25 protein-coding genes are annotated in these 19,189 nt (G+C 40.1%); 10 read left to right on the top strand and 15 right to left on the bottom strand.

The window, feature by feature from the left end; all coding sequences use genetic code 11:
• Window positions 1–133: 133 nt before the first annotated feature.
• The 5 genes from rimO to rpmB all read right to left on the bottom strand — a co-directional run bounded on the left by rimO (window position 134) and on the right by rpmB (window position 3,379).
• Window positions 134–1,471 (bottom strand): 30S ribosomal protein S12 methylthiotransferase RimO, encoded by a 1,338-nt coding sequence (gene rimO, locus G6053_RS00260; RefSeq protein ID WP_108635375.1) that lies wholly within the window; start codon window positions 1,469–1,471, stop codon window positions 134–136.
• Between the two features lie 94 nt (window positions 1,472–1,565).
• Entirely contained in the window at window positions 1,566–2,528 is a 963-nt protein-coding gene (gene ftsY, locus G6053_RS00255; RefSeq protein WP_077436836.1) for a signal recognition particle-docking protein FtsY, read from the bottom strand.
• Between the two features lie 134 nt (window positions 2,529–2,662).
• Entirely contained in the window at window positions 2,663–2,830 is a 168-nt protein-coding gene (locus tag G6053_RS00250; RefSeq protein ID WP_104384714.1) for a DUF4295 domain-containing protein, read from the bottom strand.
• A 55-nt stretch (window positions 2,831–2,885) separates the two neighbouring features.
• Complete coding sequence (gene rpmG / locus G6053_RS00245) at window positions 2,886–3,068, bottom strand: 50S ribosomal protein L33 (protein WP_002998409.1); 183 nt, start codon at window positions 3,066–3,068, stop codon at window positions 2,886–2,888.
• Window positions 3,069–3,145: 77 nt separating this feature from the next.
• Window positions 3,146–3,379: a 50S ribosomal protein L28 gene (gene rpmB / locus G6053_RS00240; RefSeq protein ID WP_046672597.1), complete on the bottom strand. Its 234-nt coding sequence runs from the start codon at window positions 3,377–3,379 to the stop codon at window positions 3,146–3,148.
• Between the two features lie 293 nt (window positions 3,380–3,672).
• On the opposite strand from rpmB, the gene G6053_RS00235 reads away from it, so the two are divergent.
• The 3 genes from G6053_RS00235 to G6053_RS00225 all read left to right on the top strand — a co-directional run bounded on the left by G6053_RS00235 (window position 3,673) and on the right by G6053_RS00225 (window position 5,376).
• Window positions 3,673–3,864 (top strand): hypothetical protein, encoded by a 192-nt coding sequence (locus tag G6053_RS00235; protein WP_165305143.1) that lies wholly within the window; start codon window positions 3,673–3,675, stop codon window positions 3,862–3,864.
• Complete coding sequence (gene recO, locus G6053_RS00230) at window positions 3,848–4,570, top strand: DNA repair protein RecO (RefSeq protein ID WP_108635377.1); 723 nt, start codon at window positions 3,848–3,850, stop codon at window positions 4,568–4,570. Before G6053_RS00235 ends, recO begins: the two co-directional genes overlap by 17 nt.
• A 245-nt stretch (window positions 4,571–4,815) precedes the next feature.
• Window positions 4,816–5,376, top strand: coding sequence for a DUF805 domain-containing protein (locus G6053_RS00225; RefSeq protein WP_165305142.1), 561 nt, complete (start codon window positions 4,816–4,818; stop codon window positions 5,374–5,376).
• A 99-nt stretch (window positions 5,377–5,475) separates the two neighbouring features.
• Here the strand turns inward: G6053_RS00225 and G6053_RS00220 are convergent, their stop codons facing one another.
• On the bottom strand, window positions 5,476–5,673 hold the full coding sequence (locus G6053_RS00220) for a quinol oxidase subunit 4 (RefSeq protein WP_108635502.1): 198 nt from the start codon (window positions 5,671–5,673) through the stop codon (window positions 5,476–5,478).
• A 112-nt stretch (window positions 5,674–5,785) separates the two neighbouring features.
• On the bottom strand, window positions 5,786–5,977 hold the full coding sequence (locus G6053_RS00215) for a cold-shock protein (RefSeq protein ID WP_104384719.1): 192 nt from the start codon (window positions 5,975–5,977) through the stop codon (window positions 5,786–5,788).
• A 162-nt stretch (window positions 5,978–6,139) separates the two neighbouring features.
• Between G6053_RS00215 and G6053_RS00210 the strand changes: the two genes are divergently transcribed.
• The 6 genes from G6053_RS00210 to gcvT all read left to right on the top strand — a co-directional run bounded on the left by G6053_RS00210 (window position 6,140) and on the right by gcvT (window position 10,539).
• Entirely contained in the window at window positions 6,140–6,856 is a 717-nt protein-coding gene (locus G6053_RS00210) for an SIMPL domain-containing protein (RefSeq protein ID WP_165305141.1), read from the top strand.
• A gap of 2 nt (window positions 6,857–6,858) precedes the next feature.
• Complete coding sequence (locus tag G6053_RS00205) at window positions 6,859–7,356, top strand: DUF4112 domain-containing protein (RefSeq protein ID WP_165305140.1); 498 nt, start codon at window positions 6,859–6,861, stop codon at window positions 7,354–7,356.
• Between the two features lie 145 nt (window positions 7,357–7,501).
• The gene (locus G6053_RS00200) at window positions 7,502–7,870 is read left to right on the top strand and encodes a DUF4359 domain-containing protein (protein ID WP_165305139.1); all 369 of its coding nucleotides are present in this window, start codon (window positions 7,502–7,504) and stop codon (window positions 7,868–7,870) included.
• A 1-nt stretch (window position 7,871) separates the two neighbouring features.
• Window positions 7,872–8,558: a pseudouridine synthase gene (locus G6053_RS00195; RefSeq protein ID WP_108635382.1), complete on the top strand. Its 687-nt coding sequence runs from the start codon at window positions 7,872–7,874 to the stop codon at window positions 8,556–8,558.
• Complete coding sequence (locus G6053_RS00190) at window positions 8,555–9,376, top strand: hypothetical protein (protein ID WP_165305138.1); 822 nt, start codon at window positions 8,555–8,557, stop codon at window positions 9,374–9,376. The genes G6053_RS00195 and G6053_RS00190 overlap by 4 nt, the downstream gene beginning before the upstream one ends.
• Before the next feature lie 80 nt (window positions 9,377–9,456).
• A complete protein-coding gene (gene gcvT / locus G6053_RS00185; RefSeq protein WP_108635384.1) occupies window positions 9,457–10,539 on the top strand; it encodes a glycine cleavage system aminomethyltransferase GcvT in 1,083 nt (360 codons plus the stop codon).
• 82 nt (window positions 10,540–10,621) lie between these two features.
• Here gcvT and G6053_RS00180 read toward each other — a convergent pair whose 3' ends face one another.
• The 3 genes from G6053_RS00180 to G6053_RS00170 are packed head-to-tail and all read right to left on the bottom strand — an operon-like array spanning window position 10,622 to window position 11,481.
• Window positions 10,622–10,864 (bottom strand): DUF6358 family protein, encoded by a 243-nt coding sequence (locus tag G6053_RS00180; protein WP_108635385.1) that lies wholly within the window; start codon window positions 10,862–10,864, stop codon window positions 10,622–10,624.
• A gap of 1 nt (window position 10,865) precedes the next feature.
• Window positions 10,866–11,165 (bottom strand): hypothetical protein, encoded by a 300-nt coding sequence (locus G6053_RS00175; RefSeq protein WP_108635386.1) that lies wholly within the window; start codon window positions 11,163–11,165, stop codon window positions 10,866–10,868.
• A gap of 1 nt (window position 11,166) precedes the next feature.
• Window positions 11,167–11,481, bottom strand: a complete 315-nt coding sequence (locus G6053_RS00170) for a rhodanese-like domain-containing protein (RefSeq protein ID WP_070562591.1) — start codon at window positions 11,479–11,481, stop codon at window positions 11,167–11,169.
• A 265-nt stretch (window positions 11,482–11,746) separates the two neighbouring features.
• Here G6053_RS00170 and G6053_RS00165 point away from each other — a divergent pair, with 265 nt between their 5' ends.
• A complete protein-coding gene (locus G6053_RS00165; RefSeq protein WP_108635387.1) occupies window positions 11,747–13,051 on the top strand; it encodes a M20/M25/M40 family metallo-hydrolase in 1,305 nt (434 codons plus the stop codon).
• Here the strand turns inward: G6053_RS00165 and G6053_RS00160 are convergent.
• The 5 genes from G6053_RS00160 to secA are packed head-to-tail and all read right to left on the bottom strand — an operon-like array spanning window position 13,048 to window position 19,098.
• The gene (locus tag G6053_RS00160) at window positions 13,048–13,548 is read right to left on the bottom strand and encodes a GNAT family N-acetyltransferase (protein WP_165305137.1); all 501 of its coding nucleotides are present in this window, start codon (window positions 13,546–13,548) and stop codon (window positions 13,048–13,050) included. The two genes, G6053_RS00165 and G6053_RS00160, sit on opposite strands and share 4 nt — an antisense overlap.
• Window positions 13,545–14,117 carry a thiamine diphosphokinase gene (locus G6053_RS00155; protein WP_165305136.1) on the bottom strand — a complete coding sequence of 191 codons (573 nt, stop codon included), beginning with the start codon at window positions 14,115–14,117 and terminating at the stop codon, window positions 13,545–13,547. The genes G6053_RS00160 and G6053_RS00155 overlap by 4 nt, the downstream gene beginning before the upstream one ends.
• 10 nt (window positions 14,118–14,127) lie before the next feature.
• On the bottom strand, window positions 14,128–15,318 hold the full coding sequence (locus tag G6053_RS00150; RefSeq protein WP_165305135.1) for a M20 family metallopeptidase: 1,191 nt from the start codon (window positions 15,316–15,318) through the stop codon (window positions 14,128–14,130).
• 13 nt (window positions 15,319–15,331) lie between these two features.
• Window positions 15,332–15,790, bottom strand: a complete 459-nt coding sequence (locus G6053_RS00145) for an SPOR domain-containing protein (RefSeq protein WP_108635390.1) — start codon at window positions 15,788–15,790, stop codon at window positions 15,332–15,334.
• 20 nt (window positions 15,791–15,810) lie between these two features.
• Window positions 15,811–19,098 carry a preprotein translocase subunit SecA gene (gene secA, locus G6053_RS00140; RefSeq protein ID WP_165305134.1) on the bottom strand — a complete coding sequence of 1,096 codons (3,288 nt, stop codon included), beginning with the start codon at window positions 19,096–19,098 and terminating at the stop codon, window positions 15,811–15,813.
• Between the last annotated feature and the right edge of the window lie 91 nt (window positions 19,099–19,189).

Genomic DNA, 19,189 nt, shown 5'->3' with positions numbered 1-19,189 from the left:
AGCCTAGCAAGCTCATTGACGCCCCAATGAAAAATTACGAGTCAAAAAAAAGACTGTTTAAAAAAAGAGCCTCCCTTGTATTTCGGGAGGCTCCTGCATATATTCTTACTGACCTTTATCGGTCAACCGAGTATTATTTTTTGACAATTTCGCCATAGAGATCGAAATCTTCCGCACGGTCGATTTTTACCTGAACAAAATCACCGATCCGCGCATAGGAATCCGCCGCTGAAATCAAGACCTCATTGTCCACTTCCGGAGAATCATATTCTGTTCGCCCTATAAAATAATCTCCGTCCACACGATCGACTAATACCTTATATGTATTGCCCACTTTCGATTGATTAATATCATAAGAAATTCCTTGTTGAACCTCCATAATAGCCTCAACCCGTTCTTCTTTTATTTCTTGTGGAACATTGTCCTCCAAGGTATGCGCATGGGTCTTTTCCTCATGGGAATAGGTAAAACAGCCCAAACGGTCAAAACGAGTTTCCTCCACCCATTCCAACATCTCTTGAAAATCCTGCTCCGTCTCCTCGGGGTATCCACAGATTAATGTCGTACGCAGCGCGATATCAGGCACTTTATCCCGGATCGCATTGACAAGGTCGATCTGTTTCTGTTTGGTTGTCCCTCTGCGCATAGACTTCAACATTGGGTCTGAGATATGCTGCAATGGCATATCCAGGTAATTACAGATATTTGAACGCTCATTCATTGCATCCAAAATATCCATTGGAAAACCAGAAGGATAGGCATACTGTAAACGGATCCACTCAATACCATCTACATCGGACAAATGACGCATCAGGTCTGAAAGATTACGTTTCCCATAGATATCCAATCCATAATAGGTTAAATCTTGCGCTATTAAAATTAATTCCTTGGTTCCATTTGATGCCAAAAATTTCGCTTCCTTAACCAAGTCATCAATTGATTTGGAAACATGCTTACCGCGCATTAATGGGATTGCACAGAATGAACAAGGGCGGTTACAACCTTCTGCGATCTTAAAATAAGAAAAGTGGGAAGGAGTCGTCAATAAGCGTTCGCCCAATAATTCATGGCGATAGTCCGCTCCGATAGAAGCGAGTAAATCAGGCAAATCATTTGTCCCGAAATAGGCATCCACACTCGGAATTTCAGCTTGCAGTTCCGGTTTATAACGTTCCGAAAGACATCCGGTAACAATCACCTTATTGATCTTACCTTGGTCCTTTAATTCTGAATATTGTAAGATTGCATCAATAGACTCCTGTTTGGCATTGTCAATAAAGCCACAGGTATTGATGACAACAATGTCATTTTCCTGTATATTGGAGGCCTCATGGACAACTTCCATCTGATTACCTTTCAGTTGGCCCATCAGCACTTCACTATCGTGAATATTTTTCGAACAGCCCAAAGTAACGACGTTGACACGTGGTTTATTGATCAAAGGGACAGATTTCGTATATTTTGTCTTCATATGATTAGAAGGGTTTGTCGAGAAAAGAAAAGGGCTGATCAATCATTCCTAAGCAAAGGATGACAACCTTATTTCTGACAATAATTTTAATTTTCTATTTGAAAAGGGAGTCTACAAATTCCTTTTTATTAAATAATTGGAGATCGCCAATTTTTTCGCCTACACCAATGTATTTCACAGGAATCTTAAATTGATCAGATATCCCAATGACGACACCGCCTTTCGCTGTTCCGTCCAATTTCGTCAGCGCCAAAGCGTTTACGTCTGTCGCTTGTGTGAATTGGGTACATTGCTCTATGGCATTCTGACCTGTAGAAGCGTCTAAGACCAACAAAATTTCATGTGGAGCGCCGGGAACGACTTTTTGCATGACATTTTTAATTTTGGTCAATTCATTCATTAGACCAACCTTATTATGTAAACGCCCTGCGGTATCAATAATACAGACATCTTCCCCATTAGCAACAGCAGACTTAACCGTATCATAAGCGACCGAAGCGGGATCCGACCCCATTGCCTGTGCCACAACGCGCACTCCAACACGCTCGCCCCACAACTTAAGCTGATCCACTGCTGCGGCACGAAATGTATCTGCGGCGCCTAACACGACTTTACTTCCAGCTTGTTTGAGCTGGTGGGCAAGTTTGCCTATTGTTGTCGTCTTACCAACACCATTCACTCCGACGACCATAATGACATAAGGTTTATGATCTCCGTAATTGAAGTTTTCAAAATCTGAGCTGTTATTTTCGGCAAGTAAGGTCTGAATCTCTTCTTTCAGTAGATTGTTTAGCTCTGAAGTGGAGACATATTTATCTCGGGCAACACGCGCTTGAATGCGGTCTATGATTTTTAAAGTCGTCGTAACCCCCACATCAGAAGTAACCAAAACCTCCTCCAAATTATCAAGCACATCGTCATCTACAGTAGATTTACCCACTACAGCTTTCGTTATCTTGGAAAGAAATCCTTCTTTGGTTTTTTCCAACCCCTTGTCTAAGGCTTGCTCTTCTTCTTGTGTTTGCGGTTTTTTCTTAAAAAAATCAAATAATCCCATGGAGTGTTTAGTGAAAATTGATGTCCAAATATAAACAAATGTCCTCAACAAAAAAAGCCCTTTCGGTAGGATACCAAAACGGCTATTTTTATCGAATTCTTTTTAAAGAAAAACTTTAAAAAAGGAAAATGTTACTAGTTATTTTTTTGAGCTTCTGCAAGCACGTCTTTCACTTTATCGTTGTGAACCATACCTTCTTTGAAAGTATACGCGCCAGTTTTTGCAGATTTAGTAGTAACAATAACCTTTGTAAATTCTTTACCGCCACCTTTTTGTAACGATGCAACTGCTTTCTTTGCCATGGTATTTAAATATTTTTACTCAGCCCGCTATTTGCAAGTGCTAAGAATGGGTGAATTACTTAATTTCTTTATGAACAGTAACTTTTCTCAATACTGGATTGAATTTTTTCAACTCCAAACGCTCAGTTGTGTTCTTTTTGTTTTTAGTAGTGATGTAACGAGACATTCCCGGAAGACCACTTTCTTTGTGTTCAGTACATTCTAAGATAACTTGTACTCTATTTCCTTTTTTAGCCATTGTTTTACTTTATTTTGAATCCTAATATAGGATTGAAATTCATGAATAATCTTAATGTAACAGGCGATAAATCAATATTAAATTGATCCTTTAACGATAAATTTATTGATCGCAGCTGTAATGCCGTTCTTGTTGATGGTCTTGATAGCAGAAGTAGATACTTTCAACGTAATCCAACGATCTTCTTCTGGAATGTAAAAACGTTTAGTTTGTAAATTTGGATAGAATTTACGTTTAGTTTTAACGTTTGAGTGAGAAACGTTATTTCCTGTTAACGCCGCTTTGCCTGTTAAATCACAAATTCTTGACATGATATTATCTTTTTTGTTGTCTTTATTACAATATGTTAATCCTTTGCACTCTCTGCAAAGAGTTTGCAAATATCTATATTTTTTTTTAGATAAGCAACAACATTATGGGAATTATTTTTAAAAATAGTTCTACACAGGAACGGTATGGGCAAAAATAAAGCATTTTATTGTATTATATTTGCTCTGTAAACAAAAATAGTTTTCAACAATTCACATTTATGAACAAATATCTTCGCAAGGGCCTAAGAGAAATAATCATCGGCACGTTGTTCGTTATCCTAGGTTATTACCTCATGGAGCAACGATCTAACTGGTACAAGTTAGCCATGATCATCGGAGTTATTACATTCGGTATTGGTATCCTGACATTAATCTATCGAATGATTCGGAAAGTGGACCGCGATGCACTTATTGAAATGCGTGAAGAGGCTCATAAGGAGGAAATTCATAAAAAAGAAAAGGAAGGGGATGCTGAACAAAACTAGAGGTATCGTCTTAAAAACAACGAATTATTCGGAAAGCAGCCTCGTTGCACAGATATATACCGAATCCTTTGGTATGCAATCATACCTTATTGCCGGCGCACGTAAGCCAAAGGCCAAAATCAAAGCCAATATCTTACAGCCTCTGCATCTACTTGAAATTATAGCAACGCATAAGGACAATGGCTCACTACAGCGTATTTCCGAAGCCCGGCAGACACCAGTATTACAGGAAATACCTTACGATATTATAAAAAGTTCATTAGCTCTTTTCTTAAATGAAATATTGTACAAAATATTGAAAGAACAAGAAAGTGATCCTTATCTATTTGAATTCATCCATCAGTCTGTCCGCTGGTTAGACGAAACACATCTCAACCTGGCCAATTTTCACTTGGTATTTTTAATCAAACTAACGCGATTCCTTGGATTTTATCCAACGGTTTCCAAACGAGCTCTTCCTTATTTTAACCTACATGAAGCAACGTTTTCAAATCTACTGCCGGAACATCCATTCGTGCTTCAGGAACCCCACACATCAATTTTTCGGAGCCTGACTGAAGCTGAATATTCAAATTGTGACCGTATCAGAATGTCCAGTACAGACAGGCAATTTTTATTGGAAAAATTATTGGATTTCTACCGCCTTCATCGCACAAATTTCAAGGAGATAAAGTCGCTGTATATTCTGGAAGAGATTTTTAGATAAAACATCTGTCCTTAGATTCTCCTTCGAAATAGCTGTCTATTTCTTACTCAGAACCGATTAACAGGCATTTTCACCTAAATAAATACTTGTTGCTTGTTCAAGTTTCGACAAAGACGCTATTTTCAGACACTTATATAGCTATAATAATTGTTTTCCCAGATAAATTCTTGGTACATTTATTGTAACATAATTGTGTTAACAATTGATTTACTAACACATATTTTTCACCTAAAATTCTTAAAATTATGGAATTGAAAGAAATTTTTTTAAAAGTTGTTCGAGACAACTATGCTAATTTTGAGGGTAGGGCTCGCCGTAAAGAATACTGGATGTTTATACTAGCAGTGATTGTTTTAATGCTTGCACTCGGCATTGTTGGAGCCATTCTATCTGCGATCAGTGATATATTGGGGGGTCTAGTGTACGGCATTATGGGACTCGTCTATTTGGCGCTATTGATCCCTGCCTTAGCTGTTACCGTAAGAAGACTTCATGATACCAACAAATCCGGCTGGTTTATATTTGTATCATTAATCCCATTTGTAGGTGGAATCTACCTATTCTATTTAGAGATTTTAGAAGGTGACAAAGGTCCCAATCAATATGGTCCGGATCCAAAGGCCGTTGAAAGCGGGACAAACCATCCATTCAATCAGCCACAAGATCCATTTGGTTCTTCACAACCGAATAACTCCTTTGGAAGTTCACAACCAGCACAAAATACGGGGAACAATGATCCGTTTGGAAATTCACAAACGCCTCCTGCACCTTCAACACCTCCTGCAGATAAAGATCCATTTGCATAGGTCGTTCTAACGGAACAAAAAAAGAGCTTTCATGGTAATGAAAGCTCTTTTTTTGTCTTGTGATTGCGAAATTTTCAGCGAAAGTGAAATTCAGCGAGATCAATGTCTATGTTTCTTTTTCTTCTGTTGTCCCGGAGCAAAATCTTTAGCTGATTGTTCTCCATAATATTTTTTTGCCTGACCTGGAGGCATACCTTTTGGTCCACGCCCATGTCTATGCCCATGATGGGTGGAATAACATGCGGACATTGAAATTGCCATCACCACAGAAAGGATTACTATTAAAGTACGTTTCATGTTAAACATCTATTTGAAACATTTATGCAATTATCAGTCCAAATTTTATTTCAATAAAAAAGCCCATGCTTATCGCATGGGCCTTTTCACAATAAATATATCTTGAATCTAATTAGATAACTCTTACATTTACCGCATTAAGACCTTTACGGCCTTGTTCAACTTCGTAAGATACATTGTCATTCTCACGAACTTTGTCAATTAATCCAGAAACGTGAACAAAAATCTCGCTCTCGCCTGAATTAGGGATGATGAAACCGAAACCTTTGGTCTCATTAAAGAATTTTACTTTACCTTCTTGCATGGCACTATTTTATTAATTTCCCTAAAGGTATAGAAATAAAATCAAAAATCTTAACGTTTTTATTTTTTTTATCCGTTAAACTTTTTTGTCTACTTTGGCTCCAATCTTGTAGCAATGCGACAATAGCAATCGTATTATTATAAAACTTTAAGATAGTAAAACATGAAAAAAATATTATTAGGACTGGCTTTTTTAGGTTTGATGACAAAACTAAACGCTCAACAAATGGTAAATAAAGAATTTGTATCCACAGTGGGTCGCGCAGAAGAAGAAGTAACCCCGGACATCATCTATATAGATGTTACACTGAAGGAATTTTATGACAATGGAAACACCAAGAAAAAGGTTGCCATAGACAAGTTAGAAAAAGATCTCTTCGACTCTGCAACAAAAGCCGGTGTTAAAAAAGAAGATTTTACGATCCAGAATATCTGGAGTTACAATACACCTGAAAAAAAGAAAAAGGATACCGATATTCTGCTTTCCAGACAATACCGCATTAAGGTCACTAACCTAAACAATTTAGACCAATTGTTGGATGGTGTTGACAGAGCAGGCATTCAGAACACTTACATCAGTGAATACGATTACTCGAAGAAAAAAGAACTTGAAAAGACCTTAAAAACGAAAGCTGTATTGGATGCGAAGGCGAATGCGCAGATTCTTGCCGAAGCAGCTGGACAAAAAATCGGTAAAGCGATCGTACTTTCGGAAACACCGCAACAGATTATCTTTGGCGTCCAGCCTATGATGCGTAATGCAATGTATAAAGGTGCCATGGCCGAAGCAGCCGATGTTGCCAGTGATGGTGGTCTTGATCTCAATATCAGACCAATGAAAGTAACGAGCGAAATCAGCGCCTCATTCGAGTTATTATAATCATGCAGCGGGAATTATCTCCAGAAGATAAAAAGAAACAAATTGACCAGGATTTCGGTTGGATAGACCGAATATCCTGGCTAATGGATAATCAATTCAAGATTGGTAACTTTCGTTTCGGACTAGACCCTATTTTGAACCTGATTCCTTTGGGCGGAGCTATTGCCGGTTTCGGCACCTCGTTAGTCCTGGTCATCGCCATGTGGCGAAATGGGGCTAGCCCCAAATTAGTTATCCGTATGCTACTTAATATCAGCCTCGACGCAATATTAGGGAGCATCCCTTTCCTTGGTAATATTTTCGACTTTTACAGTAAAGCCAATGAAAAGAACATCAAACTGCTGCGTGAGCACTATTACGAGGGTCGGCACAAAGGTTCGGGAATCGGTATTATCTTAATAATCGTATTGATCCTATTTATCTTAATAGCTGCTACTTGTTACCTGATCTGGACTTTCTTCTCCTGGGCATTTTCACTGTTCAATGGGATTTCTTTCTAAGATCCAGCCCTTTTTATCCCACCTTTCTTTTGCAGCACAACTTTGATATAAAACAATTGTGCATATCTAATATCTATTTAATAATTTTGATAGCGGTAGATCCAGTTGTGACACGGTCTCTCAACACTAATTTAAGCATTAAAAAATGAGCAAAAAAAGAATATTTGCCCTGCTTCTGATTGTCATCATGCTGGCGGCTATACTGACAAACCCGAGCAAAGAGGAACATGAAAAAATTGTCCGTGCAAAGGCTGAGCAATTACTAAAAAGTCAGCTTCATGCAAAAGACCAAGCTTTTTTCGGATTGGGAATGCAACTTTTCGGCAACAAATTAGTGGACAATTTTGTCCAGAATTCCGTTGTTATAGACAATTATTATCTTTTTTCCCTTACCAAGATCAAATGGCAAGGCACAGAACAGATTATCGGTGGTGGCGCGTTTAAACAGATCTGGCTGAGCCCCAAGATTGATGAAAAAGCAGATGAAATTATTGCTGCATTGAAAAAAATCTAATATGTCCTTAGAAATTCTTTACGAAGATGAATCCATTGTGGCGATCAATAAGCCGCATGGTCTTTTGGTACATCGTTCATCCATTGCGCGTGACACGTCCGAATTTGCCCTTCAACTACTACGTGACCAGCTGGGCAAAACCGTATACCCTGCTCATCGCCTGGACCGTAAAACTGGCGGGGTTCTTTTGTTTTCGCTGAACAAAGAAACGGATCAATACCTGCAAAAAAGCTTTCAGGAACATCAAATTGATAAAAAATACCTTGCCGTGCTCCGAGGATTTGCGCCTGAGGAAGGGGTTATCGACTATCCTTTGAAAAAGGAAAATGGCACATTACAAGATGCACAGACATCATTCAGACTATTGGCCAAGAGTGAACTCGATATCCCTTTCGGGAAATTTCCAACGTCAAGGTACAGTCTTGTTGAAGCCAATCCACTTACAGGTCGTATGCATCAATTACGGCGTCACTTTGCCCATATCTTTTACCCCATTATCGGCGATCGTCCGCATGGCTGCAATAAGCAAAACAAATTCTGGAAAGAGAACTACCAGATGGATACCATGCTATTGCATGCCTCGGAAGTGACCTTCAAACACCCTTTGTCGGGCGAGACCATCCATGTAACCGCTCCGGTCCAATCCGATTTCCAGAAAGTACTTGGAATCTTAAACATACACGAATGATGTTAAAATTAATTCTCGAAGCATTTATTAGCATATCTGGTATCACGGCGGCATCTGGTATTGTCTACCATAATGATGAGCTTCATATTGTCTCGGACAACAGCAATTACCTGTATAGCTACAACCTCGCTCAGCAACGCTTATCCAAAACAGCCTTATTGGAAGCTGAGCCCATGGAAAATATCAGCAAAGCGAATAAAATGGATCTTGAATCCATTACTTTCGATGGCAACCGTTACTACCTCTATGGATCGGGGTCCACTGAAAAAAGAAACAATCGTTTTATTTGGGATGGAAACGAGGTTGTAAAGGAAGACTACAGCAAAATCTACGCGCATTTAATGCAGAAATTTAAGATCAGTAAAGATGACTTTAACATAGAGGGGGTGGTTCATATTGATGACCGGATATTGTTGTTTAATCGGGGCAATGGCCCACAAGGAATCAATGCAATTTTAGAATACAACGGTAAAGCTGAAGATAAATCGCGGTGTATTCCAGTCGAATTACCGACGATAAAGGGAATCAGTACCGGTTTTTCGGATGCCGCACTGGTCGGTGAAGACATTTATTTCATCGCGACCGCGGAGGATGCGAAATCGACCTATCTTGACGGCGAGATCGCTGGGTCATTACTTGGAAAAATATCAGCTGATCTGTCTTCCGGGCCGGAAGTATTCCAGATCCCCGGAAATCATAAATTTGAGGGCATTACCTTCAAGGAGAAAACTGATAAGGGTTTAATTTTCCTGCTATGCGAAGATACGGATACAGAAGACGCTGAACTGACTGTTTATTCGTTGAATGTAACGAATTAAATCGTTTGTTCTAAAATAGATTCAAAGCTAGGAATCACGTATATTTTATTAAATTTGCAACTGATTAAAACTTAATTTTTATGTTAAAAAATACTGCCCTTTCGGAGACGCACATTGCTTTAGGAGCAAAGATGGTTCCCTTCGCAGGCTTCAACATGCCAGTACAATATACCGGTATCAATGATGAGCACGAAACAGTTCGTACAGGTGTGGGAGTTTTTGATGTAAGCCACATGGGTGAATTCATCCTCAAAGGTGAAAAGGCCCTAGACCTTCTTCAAAAAATCTCATCAAACGACGTGTCGAAATTATATGACGGTAAAGTCCAATATGCTTATATTCCAAACGAAACTGGCGGTGTAGTAGACGATTTTCTAACATACCGAATCGACGATAATACCTATTTTTTGGTTGTCAATGCGTCCAATATTGAGAAAGACTGGAACTGGATTTCCAAATACAATACCGATGGTGTGGAAATGAAAAATATTTCTGACCAGACTTCTTTATTTGCCGTTCAGGGCCCTAAAGCAGCGGATGCCTTACAATCGCTGACAGATATCGAGCTTGCGCCAATGGAATACTATACTTTTGCCAAAGGTACTTTTGCGGGGGTAGATAACGTATTGGTATCCGCTACAGGATATACCGGTGCCGGTGGTTTCGAGATTTACGTGGCCAATGAAGATGCACAAAAAGTTTGGGACGCTATTTTTGAAGCCGGAAAAGCTTACGGAATCAAACCGATCGGATTGGGTGCGCGCGATACTTTACGGTTAGAAATGGGTTTCTGCCTTTATGGAAATGACATCGACGACAATACTTCGCCTTTAGAGGCTGGGTTAGGTTGGGTAACGAAGTTCACGAAAGACTTTGTCAACTCCGCTGCACTTAAAGCCGAAAAAGAAGCCGGACTTAAAAAGAAACTGGTTGGCTTTGAAATGATCGACAGAGGTATCCCGCGTCACGATTATGAGATCGTAGATGCTGATGGCAATGTGATTGGCCGTGTTACTTCCGGAACGCAATCTCCGACGTTGAAAAAATCGGTTGGTCTGGGTTACGTAGATACAGCCTTCGCAAAAGATGGTGCAGATATTTTTATCCATATCCGTAATCAAAAAGTAAAAGCTAAAGTAACAAAACCACCGTTTGTAAAATAATAGTAGAGACTAATAAATAAAAAAGAGCAGATAACGATCGTTTTCTGCTCTTTTTTATGTGTTATAAGTAAGAAACTCGCTCCTATTTACTTTTCCCTTTAGTCTGCTTAGCGGCATATTGCTGCTTTTTCTCGCGATCTTTCTCCTGAATCACAACTTTTATGCGTTTGCTTAAGACAACCTTAAGGTAAATAAGTACCACCAAAAATGCAATAGACAATCCCGTCACCAGCATATTTCCGGCTTTATATCCTTCAAATCCACAATACGCCAAAAATACAATGGCCAAGTTCAATACAATATTCAGTATAAAATATTTTGTCATATTATTTTTTTGTTAATCCCAATACCCGTTGTCTCCATCCACCAAAGAAATAGAAAGCTCCACCGATAATATTGAGCAGTACGATAGCCAGTGCCATCAACATCCGCTCACTATTGGGAATTGTCCTGGAAAGCATAATTTCACGTAAGACCAATATCACCCACAAAAGGGATAATAGAATAGAAAGGCTGCCTAATATGGGGAAAATACCTAAGCTAAATAGCCGGGCGAATAGGGCTACGATATAAAAAGCAAGACTAAACAAGAAAGCCTGTTTAGTCTGATGCTCCAAATTTTTCATATTAATAAACGTCTAACTCTGGATCGATTTCCTCTTTCCAGGCCAAAATGCCGCCTTTTAAATTTGCAAGATTATCAAAACCTTGTTGTTCCAATAACATAATTGCCTGCGCTGAACGTTTTCCAGAACGACATTGAACGATAACAGGTTTGTCTTTGGCGATTTTATCTGCCTCGATCAGGATCCCTGATAGTGGAATATTCAAACCGTTCAAATTTGAAACCTCATATTCAAATGACTCACGCACATCAATCAATTGAAAATCTTCATTGTTATCGATCTTATTCTTTAATTCCTGTACAGATACTTCTTTCATTGTCAAAAAATTTATAATCAAATATACTACATTTTTTTCTGAATTGTCTGTCTTCAAAGGCCATCAGGAACATTCGTGTCTGTTGCTCATTCAAGAGAACCACGAAAGCGCTATTGAATGCATCTTTTTACTAAAAGACTGACAACTGCATTTCAACTTTTATCGTCCTAAGGGTAAAGATAATAAGCCTTAGTTGGCGGATAGCACGAATTTCCACAAAAATTACGGGCGAAATCAGTATCTTCATCCGAACATTACTAACGTTATGAATTCAGTACCCAAAATATTTCTAACATTCGCATTAGTTGCCTTATCTTCCATTGCTTTTGGACAGCAAGTAATTTCTGAACAACAGCGTCTCGATGTGGGCCGTATCTTAAATACCTTGGCATCGGATGATATGCGTGGACGATCGGCTCTGACAAAGGACATTGAGCCAGCGGCAGATTTTATCGCAGGGGAGATGCAAAAAATAGGCCTCAAGCCTTATGCCGAAACGTCTTTCAGACAAACATTCGAGCTGGACAAGCTCTCGCCCAAAAGCAACGTCGCGACGATCAATAAAAAGGCTGTCCCCGCTGAGCATATCATATCATTGGGTAACCACGTCGCGCTCAAATGGGATGAAAAAAGTCCTGTAAAAGTGGTTTATATTGCATCCGGCGCAGATTTCTCCCAAGCCTTTCGGGAGCATTCCCTATCCAAAGAAAACACGCTTGTACTGGTAGACCCTTCTTTTGAAGCCTCTTTTGTCCGTTTTGGGCAAATGCTCAACAAGCCTAAATTTATTGAAGATCCGAACATACAAAAACCTTCGATAGTCTATCTGTTAAGCGCAGAAACACCAAAAACATTTCAAGTCCATATCGAACGGGATCTTGAGCACTTCCCGCTTTTTAACATTGCCGGCGTTATCCCCGGAAAGAGCAAACCCGATGAGTACGTCATCTTTTCCGGGCATTATGACCATATTGGTATATTGCCAGCCGTAGGACAAGATTCAATTGCCAACGGAGCCGATGACGATGCATCCGGAGTAACGGCGATGTTGACCCTCGCAGACTACTATAAAAAGAAAAACAGCAATGAAAGGACACTTATTTTTGTGGCATTTACAGCCGAAGAACTCGGCATGTATGGTTCAAAATATTTTTCCAACCATATCAATGCGGATCAGGTCGTGGCAATGATCAACATGGAAATGATCGGAAAAGATTCAAAATTTGGTCCTAATACGGTCTATATAACGGGATATGATCAATCCGACTTAGGTAAATTAATGCAGGAAAACCTAAAGAATACAACCTTCAAATTTTATCCTGATCCGTATACAAAACAAAATTTATTCTATCGCAGTGATAATGCTGTGTTAGCGGCAAAGGGTGTGCCCGCACATTCATTTTCTACATCCCAAATGGACAAGGATGAATATTACCATACGGTAAAGGATGAAGTCGCCACGTTAAACGTTCAAAATATTATTTCCAGCATCGAGGCAATCGCTATCGGCACTTCGGGCATTGTGGAAGGCAAACAAACGCCTTCACGCGTGGAAAAATTAAAAGATTAAGAAGCGGCTGTACGATCTATTGCCCGTTGCATGACATAGTCATTCAATACGAAGTCATAATAGGGAATATCAACAGTTTCGACAACCTGAAAGCCCTGCTTTAAATAGAAATGATAAGCAGGGTTATTTCTATTGACATTGAGTTCCAAAATATCCTTGCCTTTGTTTTTTGCTTTGTCCACGGCAAAATCAATCAACGCCTTCCCGAAACCTTTCCCCTGTACATTGGGCATCAAATACAGCTTTTCAATCCGGAGTTTATCTGCAAAAGTTTTCAGTGCAATAAAACCCTGACCGATACCATCTTCCTTCAAAATATAAAAAAACTGCCCATTTACCATTCCCTCAGCTAATCCTTCAACGGTATAGCTTTTCTCCAGCATAAAATCAATCTGTTCTTTTGAAAGTATTTCTCCATAAGCGTCCGGCCATATGATATAGGCCATATTGGAAATACTACGGATGTCTGTCTGTTCGGCCAATTCTATCGTTATCATGCGATCGTCTCTCCTATTAAAATATATTTTGATTCTGAAAATCCGAGCTTAAATAAGCCGTCTTTCTCGGTTTCATAAAGATTTTCATCTATTTTCCGAAGTCCTTCTGTCACAATTTCTTCGCCTTGGCTGTCTATTTTTAGCTGCTCCCCGCCCACTTTCCATTTTGTAAAACCGGTAGTAACAAAATAGTAGCGCATTCCTCGGGCCAATAATACCACATTGATCAGATCCAGGTAGCGCTGGTAGTGCGCAAGACTTATTTGATCCGTAATAATATTGACCGCCTTATACTGATGTTCAACAAGATATTCGATGGCGGACTGTAAAAAATTATCACGATATGGGATGACTTTTAAATTTTCCTGGAGCGGCTCTATATGATTCTGCGCAAAAACAACATCAAACTTGTACCCTCTCGCATCCAGCTGATCAACCAGATTATTTTCGATGACAATAGATGGGCTCCATTCCAGCAGTTGCCCCAAATCTTCTTCTTCGATCAGAAAAAGATCTTCAATCAGCAGAGCAGGTTCCTGGTTCTCTCGAACGATATGATGTGATGACATTTCGAAAGATTTAAAAACCTAATCTGCGCAAGGTGATGTAAGCCATCAACCCCGTACTGATTTCCAATGCGGATTCATCGACATCGAATGTAGGCGTATGCACCGCAGAAGCTATTCCTTTCTCCTTATTTCCTGTACCTAAACGGTAGAAACAAGCATTGATCTCCTGCGAGTAGTACGAGAAATCTTCCGCAGCCGGCCAAAGGTCCAAATCAACGACATTTTCCTTTCCGAGATACTCCTCCGCAAAAGCACGTGCATTCTTGGTAAGTTCAGGGGCGTTAATCAAAAATGGATAGCCTTTACGCACTTCAAAGTCACAGGTAGCCCCCATACTTTCGGCGATTCCGACAGCCATTTTCACCATCGCCTCATGTGCTTCTGTGCGCCATTGCTCATCGAATGTGCGGAATGTACCCTCGAGATAAACCTGATCAGGAATAATATTTGTCGCACCATTAGCGATGATTTTGCCAAAAGACAGAACAGTCGGTGTACGCGGATCCGCAAAACGGCTTGCTATCTGCTGTAAAGCGGTAATAATATGCGCTGTGATCACAATCGGATCGATATTCTGATGCGGATGTGCTCCATGCCCCCCTCTTCCTTTTACGGTCATAAACAACTCATCACAGGAAGCCATGTATTTACCTTCACGAAATCCGACTTTGCCCGTTTCGATAAACGGCATTACATGTTGACCTATGATAGCGGAAGGTGCCGGATTTTGTAGTGCTCCTTCTTTGATCATAATGGACGCTCCGCCGGGCAAACGCTCTTCCCCGGGCTGAAAGATTAATTTCACCGTGCCACCAAATTCAGCTTTCAGGCTATGTAATATCTTTGCGGTTCCCAACAACGAGGACGTGTGTACATCATGGCCACAAGCATGCATGACCCCCGGAGTATTGGATCCATAAGGTCGGCCTTCAACTTCTTGAATAGGCAATGCATCCATATCCGCACGCAAGGCGATTACTTCATCCGAAGGGAGTTCACCCTGAATTAAGGCCACAATACCTGTGTCTGCTTTTGCTTCGTAAGGGATTCCTAATTGATCCAGCTGTACCTTTACAAATGCCGAGGTATTATATTCTTCAAAGGAAAGTTCAGGATTTTGATGAAGATGTCTGCGGTTAGCAACTGTATCTTCAAAATATTGATGGGCTAAGGCCAGGACTTTTTCTTTCGTACTTGCCATGAGGTTGTTTGATTTATTGATAAACAAAAACGCTTTCTGAAAATACGAAAACGTTACTAAAATATTGCCGCAGCTCACGCATAAACGCATTTGCTTCGGAACGACTTCTAAAGTCGCCCACCTTCACCCGATAATTGGGTTCATCATAAGTGATATAGGTATCAACATCTTTATACATTCCCCGAAAACGAGTTTGCTCCGAAAAAGCTTGGTTTCGACTGGCTCCGGCAAAGATCTGCACGCGAAAACCTCTCACCTTGACGCGTGTTGCAGCAGATCGTACAACAGGTTTCGAAGGGACTGTTGTGGTTTTGCTTTCGACAGGATTGATTCCCATTGCTGCCCTAAAATTTTGAAGCTGTGTAATCAAAGAATCTTTGGTTACAATAACTCCACCCTTTTCCTGTGCTTTTACATGAACGATCGTAAATAGCACAAATGCATGTATGAAAATCAATCCTCTCTTCAGCATAGTTTAACCTTTCTTATCGATTAGTTATTTGCGCCGTGGCAATTTTTATATTTTTTACCGGAACCACAAGGACATTCGTCATTGCGTCCCACTGTATTCTCGTTACGAACAGGTTCTTTTGGACCATCATTCATATCCTCTTCACTGACACCTGTTGGGGAAGCCAACTCTGCTTTTGTTTCAACCGTTTTTACAGGTGCTTGGGTTACTTGTCTAGCCTGTAATGAGGTTGTTTCCTGCCCTGGGATCTCACCTTTGAAAATAAAGCTCACGACGTCCTTGTTCATAGAAGCCAACATAGACTTGAACAAATTAAAGGCTTCCATTTTATAGATAATGATTGGATCCTTTTGTTCATAAACAGCATTTTGAACAGATTGTTTTAGATCATCCATTTCACGTAAATGCTCTTTCCATGCTTCGTCGATCAAAGCCAATACAATGCCTTTTTCAAAGGATTTGAAAACCTCTTTACCATTGCTATCAATCGCTTTCTTCAGATTCGCAGAAACTTGAATACCACGGATACCATCTGTAAATGGAATTACCACGTTTTCAACAATCTGTCCTCGTTCAGCATACACATTATTCAATACAGGAACTGTTAATGCACCAATCGCTTCTATTTTATGATGATATGCTCTGCTTGCTTGATCAAAAAGACGATCTGTCAACCCTTCGATCTTTCCTTGGGCAAATTCTTCTGCCGTGATTTCTGGTGTGATGGCAAAAATACGGATGACCTCAATTTGAAAGTCTTCGTAATTTCCTTGCTCCTTCGCTTCAGCGACAATCTCCTCAGCAACGTCAAAGATCATATTATTCAAATCCACATCCAAACGTTCACCAAACAATGCATTTTTACGCTTCGTATAGATTACAGTACGTTGTGAGTTCATTACGTCATCGTATTCCAATAGACGCTTACGAATTCCAAAGTTGTTCTCCTCAACCTTACGTTGTGCTCGTTCGATAGATTTGGTCAACATGCTATGTTGCATCACTTCACCCTCTTCGACCCCCATTTTCACCATGATATTGGAGATTCTTTCAGAAGCAAACAAACGCATTAAGTTGTCTTCTAACGATACGAAGAATTGTGATGATCCCGGATCTCCCTGACGACCAGCACGACCACGTAGCTGACGGTCGACACGACGGGATTCATGTCTTTCAGTACCGATAATTGCAAGACCACCAGCATTTTTTACTTCTTCAGTCAATTTAATATCCGTACCACGACCCGCCATATTCGTCGCGATAGTCACTTGTCCGGGACGTCCGGCTTCAGCAACGATATCGGCTTCTTTTTGGTGAAGCTTTGCATTCAATACATTATGTCTGATCTTACGTAATTGAAGCATACGGCTCAATAGCTCGGAAATTTCTACCGATGTTGTACCGACTAGCACAGGGCGTCCCTGATCTGTCAACCGTTGAATTTCTTCGGCTACTGCGTTGTATTTTTCGCGTGCAGTACGGTAAATCAGATCCTGACGGTCTTCCCGTTGGGCAACACGATTGGTAGGAATTTCTACTACATCCAATTTATAAATTTCCCAAAGCTCTCCGGCTTCTGTTGAAGCAGTACCTGTCATACCCGAAAGTTTATGGTACATACGGAAGTAGTTCTGCAAGGTAATCGTCGCGTAAGTTTGTGTCGCATCTTCGACTTTCACATTCTCTTTTGCTTCGATCGCTTGGTGCAAACCGTCTGAGTAGCGACGACCATCCATGATACGGCCTGTTTGCTCATCGACAATTTTCACTTTACCCTCATCCACGATATATTCCACATCGTTCTCAAACAGGGTATATGCTTTCAATAGTTGATTAATGGAGTGGATACGATCTGCTTTAATCGAGTAATCACGCAATAGATCTTCTTTCTGAGCAGCTTTTTCTTCCAAGGTCAACGAAGACTTTTCAATTTCCGCAATTTCAGTACCTACATCAGGTAGAATAAAGAATGACGGATCCTCTCCTGTCGCTGTGATTAATTCAATACCTTTTTCAGTCAGTTCGACCTGATTGTTCTTCTCATCAATGACAAAATAAAGCTCTGCATCAACTTTAGGCATATTTTTATTTTGCTCTTGCATATAGTAGTTTTCTACTTTTTGCAAGATAGAACGATTGGCACCTTCACTCAAGAATTTGATCAAGGCTTTATTTTTAGGTAAACCCCTGTACGCTCTCAATAAAGCTAGACCACCACCTTCTACATCAGAATCACCTGCAGCCAATGCCTTTTTAGCATCATTTAATACGGTATTGATATAAGCTTTTTGAACATGTACCAAACGCTCAATACGTGGTTTTAATTGATAGAATTCATGTTGATCGCCACGCGGGATCGGACCTGAAATAATCAATGGCGTACGGGCATCGTCAATTAAAACGGAGTCAACCTCATCGACCATGGCAAAATGCAATTTTCCTTGCACCAATGCATCAGGCGTCTGAACCATATTATCGCGTAAATAGTCGAAACCAAATTCGTTGTTCGTACCATATACGATATCCGATTGGTAAGCCTTACGACGTTGTGGCGAGTTTGGTTGGTGTTTATCAATACAATCTACGGATAGGCCATGGAATTCAAATAAAGGTGCGTTCCATTCGGAGTCACGACGGGCAAGATAGTCATTGACGGTCACGATATGTACCCCTTGTCCGGAAAGTGCGTTTAGATAAGTTGGCAAGGTTCCGACCAATGTCTTACCCTCACCGGTCGCCATCTCAGCAATCTTTCCGCTATGCAGTACAATACCACCGATCAACTGTACATCATAATGTATCATATTCCAGGTTACCTCAGTACCTGCTGCCATCCACTTGTTTTTCCAGATCGCTTTATCACCATTGATAATAACGTTTGGCTTGTAGACAGCAAGTTCTCGGTCAAAATCGCTGGCAGTAACTTCCAATTCTTCGTTTTCTGTCAAACGTCTTGAAGTTTCCTTCACCACAGCAAACGCCTCGGGCAAAATATCCTTCAATATCTCTTCCAACTTCTTATCACGATCTTTCGACAATTTGTCCACTTGTTCGTAAATAGAAGTCTTTTTAGCCATATCGTCCTCATCTTGATCCGCTTCAGCTTTTAGCGTATCTATTTCTTGGTCAATATCTGCGAGGTAATTTTTAATTCTTTCTTTGAAGTCAGCGGTCTTGGCACGTAACTCGTCATTGGTTAGATTTGAAAGTTTATCATATTCAGCTTTGATTTGCTCTACAACCGGCTGAATCCCCTTGATATCTCTTTCGGATTTACTTCCAAATAATTTACTTAAAAACTTTAACATAATTTTTTTTCTATCTCAACTAAAGATTTTGTACAATAATGACTCCAAAGTAAAATTGCAGACAATTTGACACTAATCGGGCAAATTTAGT

It is taken from the genome of Sphingobacterium sp. DR205, assembly GCF_011064245.1.
GTDB classification, from domain to species: domain Bacteria; phylum Bacteroidota; class Bacteroidia; order Sphingobacteriales; family Sphingobacteriaceae; genus Sphingobacterium; species Sphingobacterium athyrii.
This window is presented reverse-complemented; position numbering and strand designations above follow the sequence as displayed.

What these genes read in the sequence shown, in the direction of transcription:
- G6053_RS00225 (WP_165305142.1), top strand. Translation starts at nt 4,816, where the DNA reads ATGGAATTGAAAGAAATTTTTTTAAAAGTTGTTCGAGACAACTATGCT.
- G6053_RS00235 (WP_165305143.1), top strand. Translation starts at nt 3,673, where the DNA reads ATGGAGCAACGATCTAACTGGTACAAGTTAGCCATGATCATCGGAGTT.
- G6053_RS00215 (WP_104384719.1), bottom strand. Translation starts at nt 5,977, where the DNA reads ATGCAAGAAGGTAAAGTAAAATTCTTTAATGAGACCAAAGGTTTCGGT.
- G6053_RS00175 (WP_108635386.1), bottom strand. Translation starts at nt 11,165, where the DNA reads ATGAAAAATTTGGAGCATCAGACTAAACAGGCTTTCTTGTTTAGTCTT.
- G6053_RS00165 (WP_108635387.1), top strand. Translation starts at nt 11,747, where the DNA reads ATGAATTCAGTACCCAAAATATTTCTAACATTCGCATTAGTTGCCTTA.
- gcvT (WP_108635384.1), top strand. Translation starts at nt 9,457, where the DNA reads ATGTTAAAAAATACTGCCCTTTCGGAGACGCACATTGCTTTAGGAGCA.
- G6053_RS00160 (WP_165305137.1), bottom strand. Translation starts at nt 13,548, where the DNA reads ATGATAACGATAGAATTGGCCGAACAGACAGACATCCGTAGTATTTCC.
- rpmG (WP_002998409.1), bottom strand. Translation starts at nt 3,068, where the DNA reads ATGGCTAAAAAAGGAAATAGAGTACAAGTTATCTTAGAATGTACTGAA.
- G6053_RS00220 (WP_108635502.1), bottom strand. Translation starts at nt 5,673, where the DNA reads ATGAAACGTACTTTAATAGTAATCCTTTCTGTGGTGATGGCAATTTCA.
- ftsY (WP_077436836.1), bottom strand. Translation starts at nt 2,528, where the DNA reads ATGGGATTATTTGATTTTTTTAAGAAAAAACCGCAAACACAAGAAGAA.
- G6053_RS00200 (WP_165305139.1), top strand. Translation starts at nt 7,502, where the DNA reads ATGAGCAAAAAAAGAATATTTGCCCTGCTTCTGATTGTCATCATGCTG.
- G6053_RS00155 (WP_165305136.1), bottom strand. Translation starts at nt 14,117, where the DNA reads ATGTCATCACATCATATCGTTCGAGAGAACCAGGAACCTGCTCTGCTG.
- G6053_RS00250 (WP_104384714.1), bottom strand. Translation starts at nt 2,830, where the DNA reads ATGGCAAAGAAAGCAGTTGCATCGTTACAAAAAGGTGGCGGTAAAGAA.
- G6053_RS00145 (WP_108635390.1), bottom strand. Translation starts at nt 15,790, where the DNA reads ATGCTGAAGAGAGGATTGATTTTCATACATGCATTTGTGCTATTTACG.
- recO (WP_108635377.1), top strand. Translation starts at nt 3,848, where the DNA reads ATGCTGAACAAAACTAGAGGTATCGTCTTAAAAACAACGAATTATTCG.
- rimO (WP_108635375.1), bottom strand. Translation starts at nt 1,471, where the DNA reads ATGAAGACAAAATATACGAAATCTGTCCCTTTGATCAATAAACCACGT.
- G6053_RS00180 (WP_108635385.1), bottom strand. Translation starts at nt 10,864, where the DNA reads ATGACAAAATATTTTATACTGAATATTGTATTGAACTTGGCCATTGTA.
- secA (WP_165305134.1), bottom strand. Translation starts at nt 19,098, where the DNA reads ATGTTAAAGTTTTTAAGTAAATTATTTGGAAGTAAATCCGAAAGAGAT.
- rpmB (WP_046672597.1), bottom strand. Translation starts at nt 3,379, where the DNA reads ATGTCAAGAATTTGTGATTTAACAGGCAAAGCGGCGTTAACAGGAAAT.
- G6053_RS00195 (WP_108635382.1), top strand. Translation starts at nt 7,872, where the DNA reads ATGTCCTTAGAAATTCTTTACGAAGATGAATCCATTGTGGCGATCAAT.
- G6053_RS00205 (WP_165305140.1), top strand. Translation starts at nt 6,859, where the DNA reads ATGCAGCGGGAATTATCTCCAGAAGATAAAAAGAAACAAATTGACCAG.
- G6053_RS00190 (WP_165305138.1), top strand. Translation starts at nt 8,555, where the DNA reads ATGATGTTAAAATTAATTCTCGAAGCATTTATTAGCATATCTGGTATC.
- G6053_RS00170 (WP_070562591.1), bottom strand. Translation starts at nt 11,481, where the DNA reads ATGAAAGAAGTATCTGTACAGGAATTAAAGAATAAGATCGATAACAAT.
- G6053_RS00150 (WP_165305135.1), bottom strand. Translation starts at nt 15,318, where the DNA reads ATGGCAAGTACGAAAGAAAAAGTCCTGGCCTTAGCCCATCAATATTTT.
- G6053_RS00210 (WP_165305141.1), top strand. Translation starts at nt 6,140, where the DNA reads ATGAAAAAAATATTATTAGGACTGGCTTTTTTAGGTTTGATGACAAAA.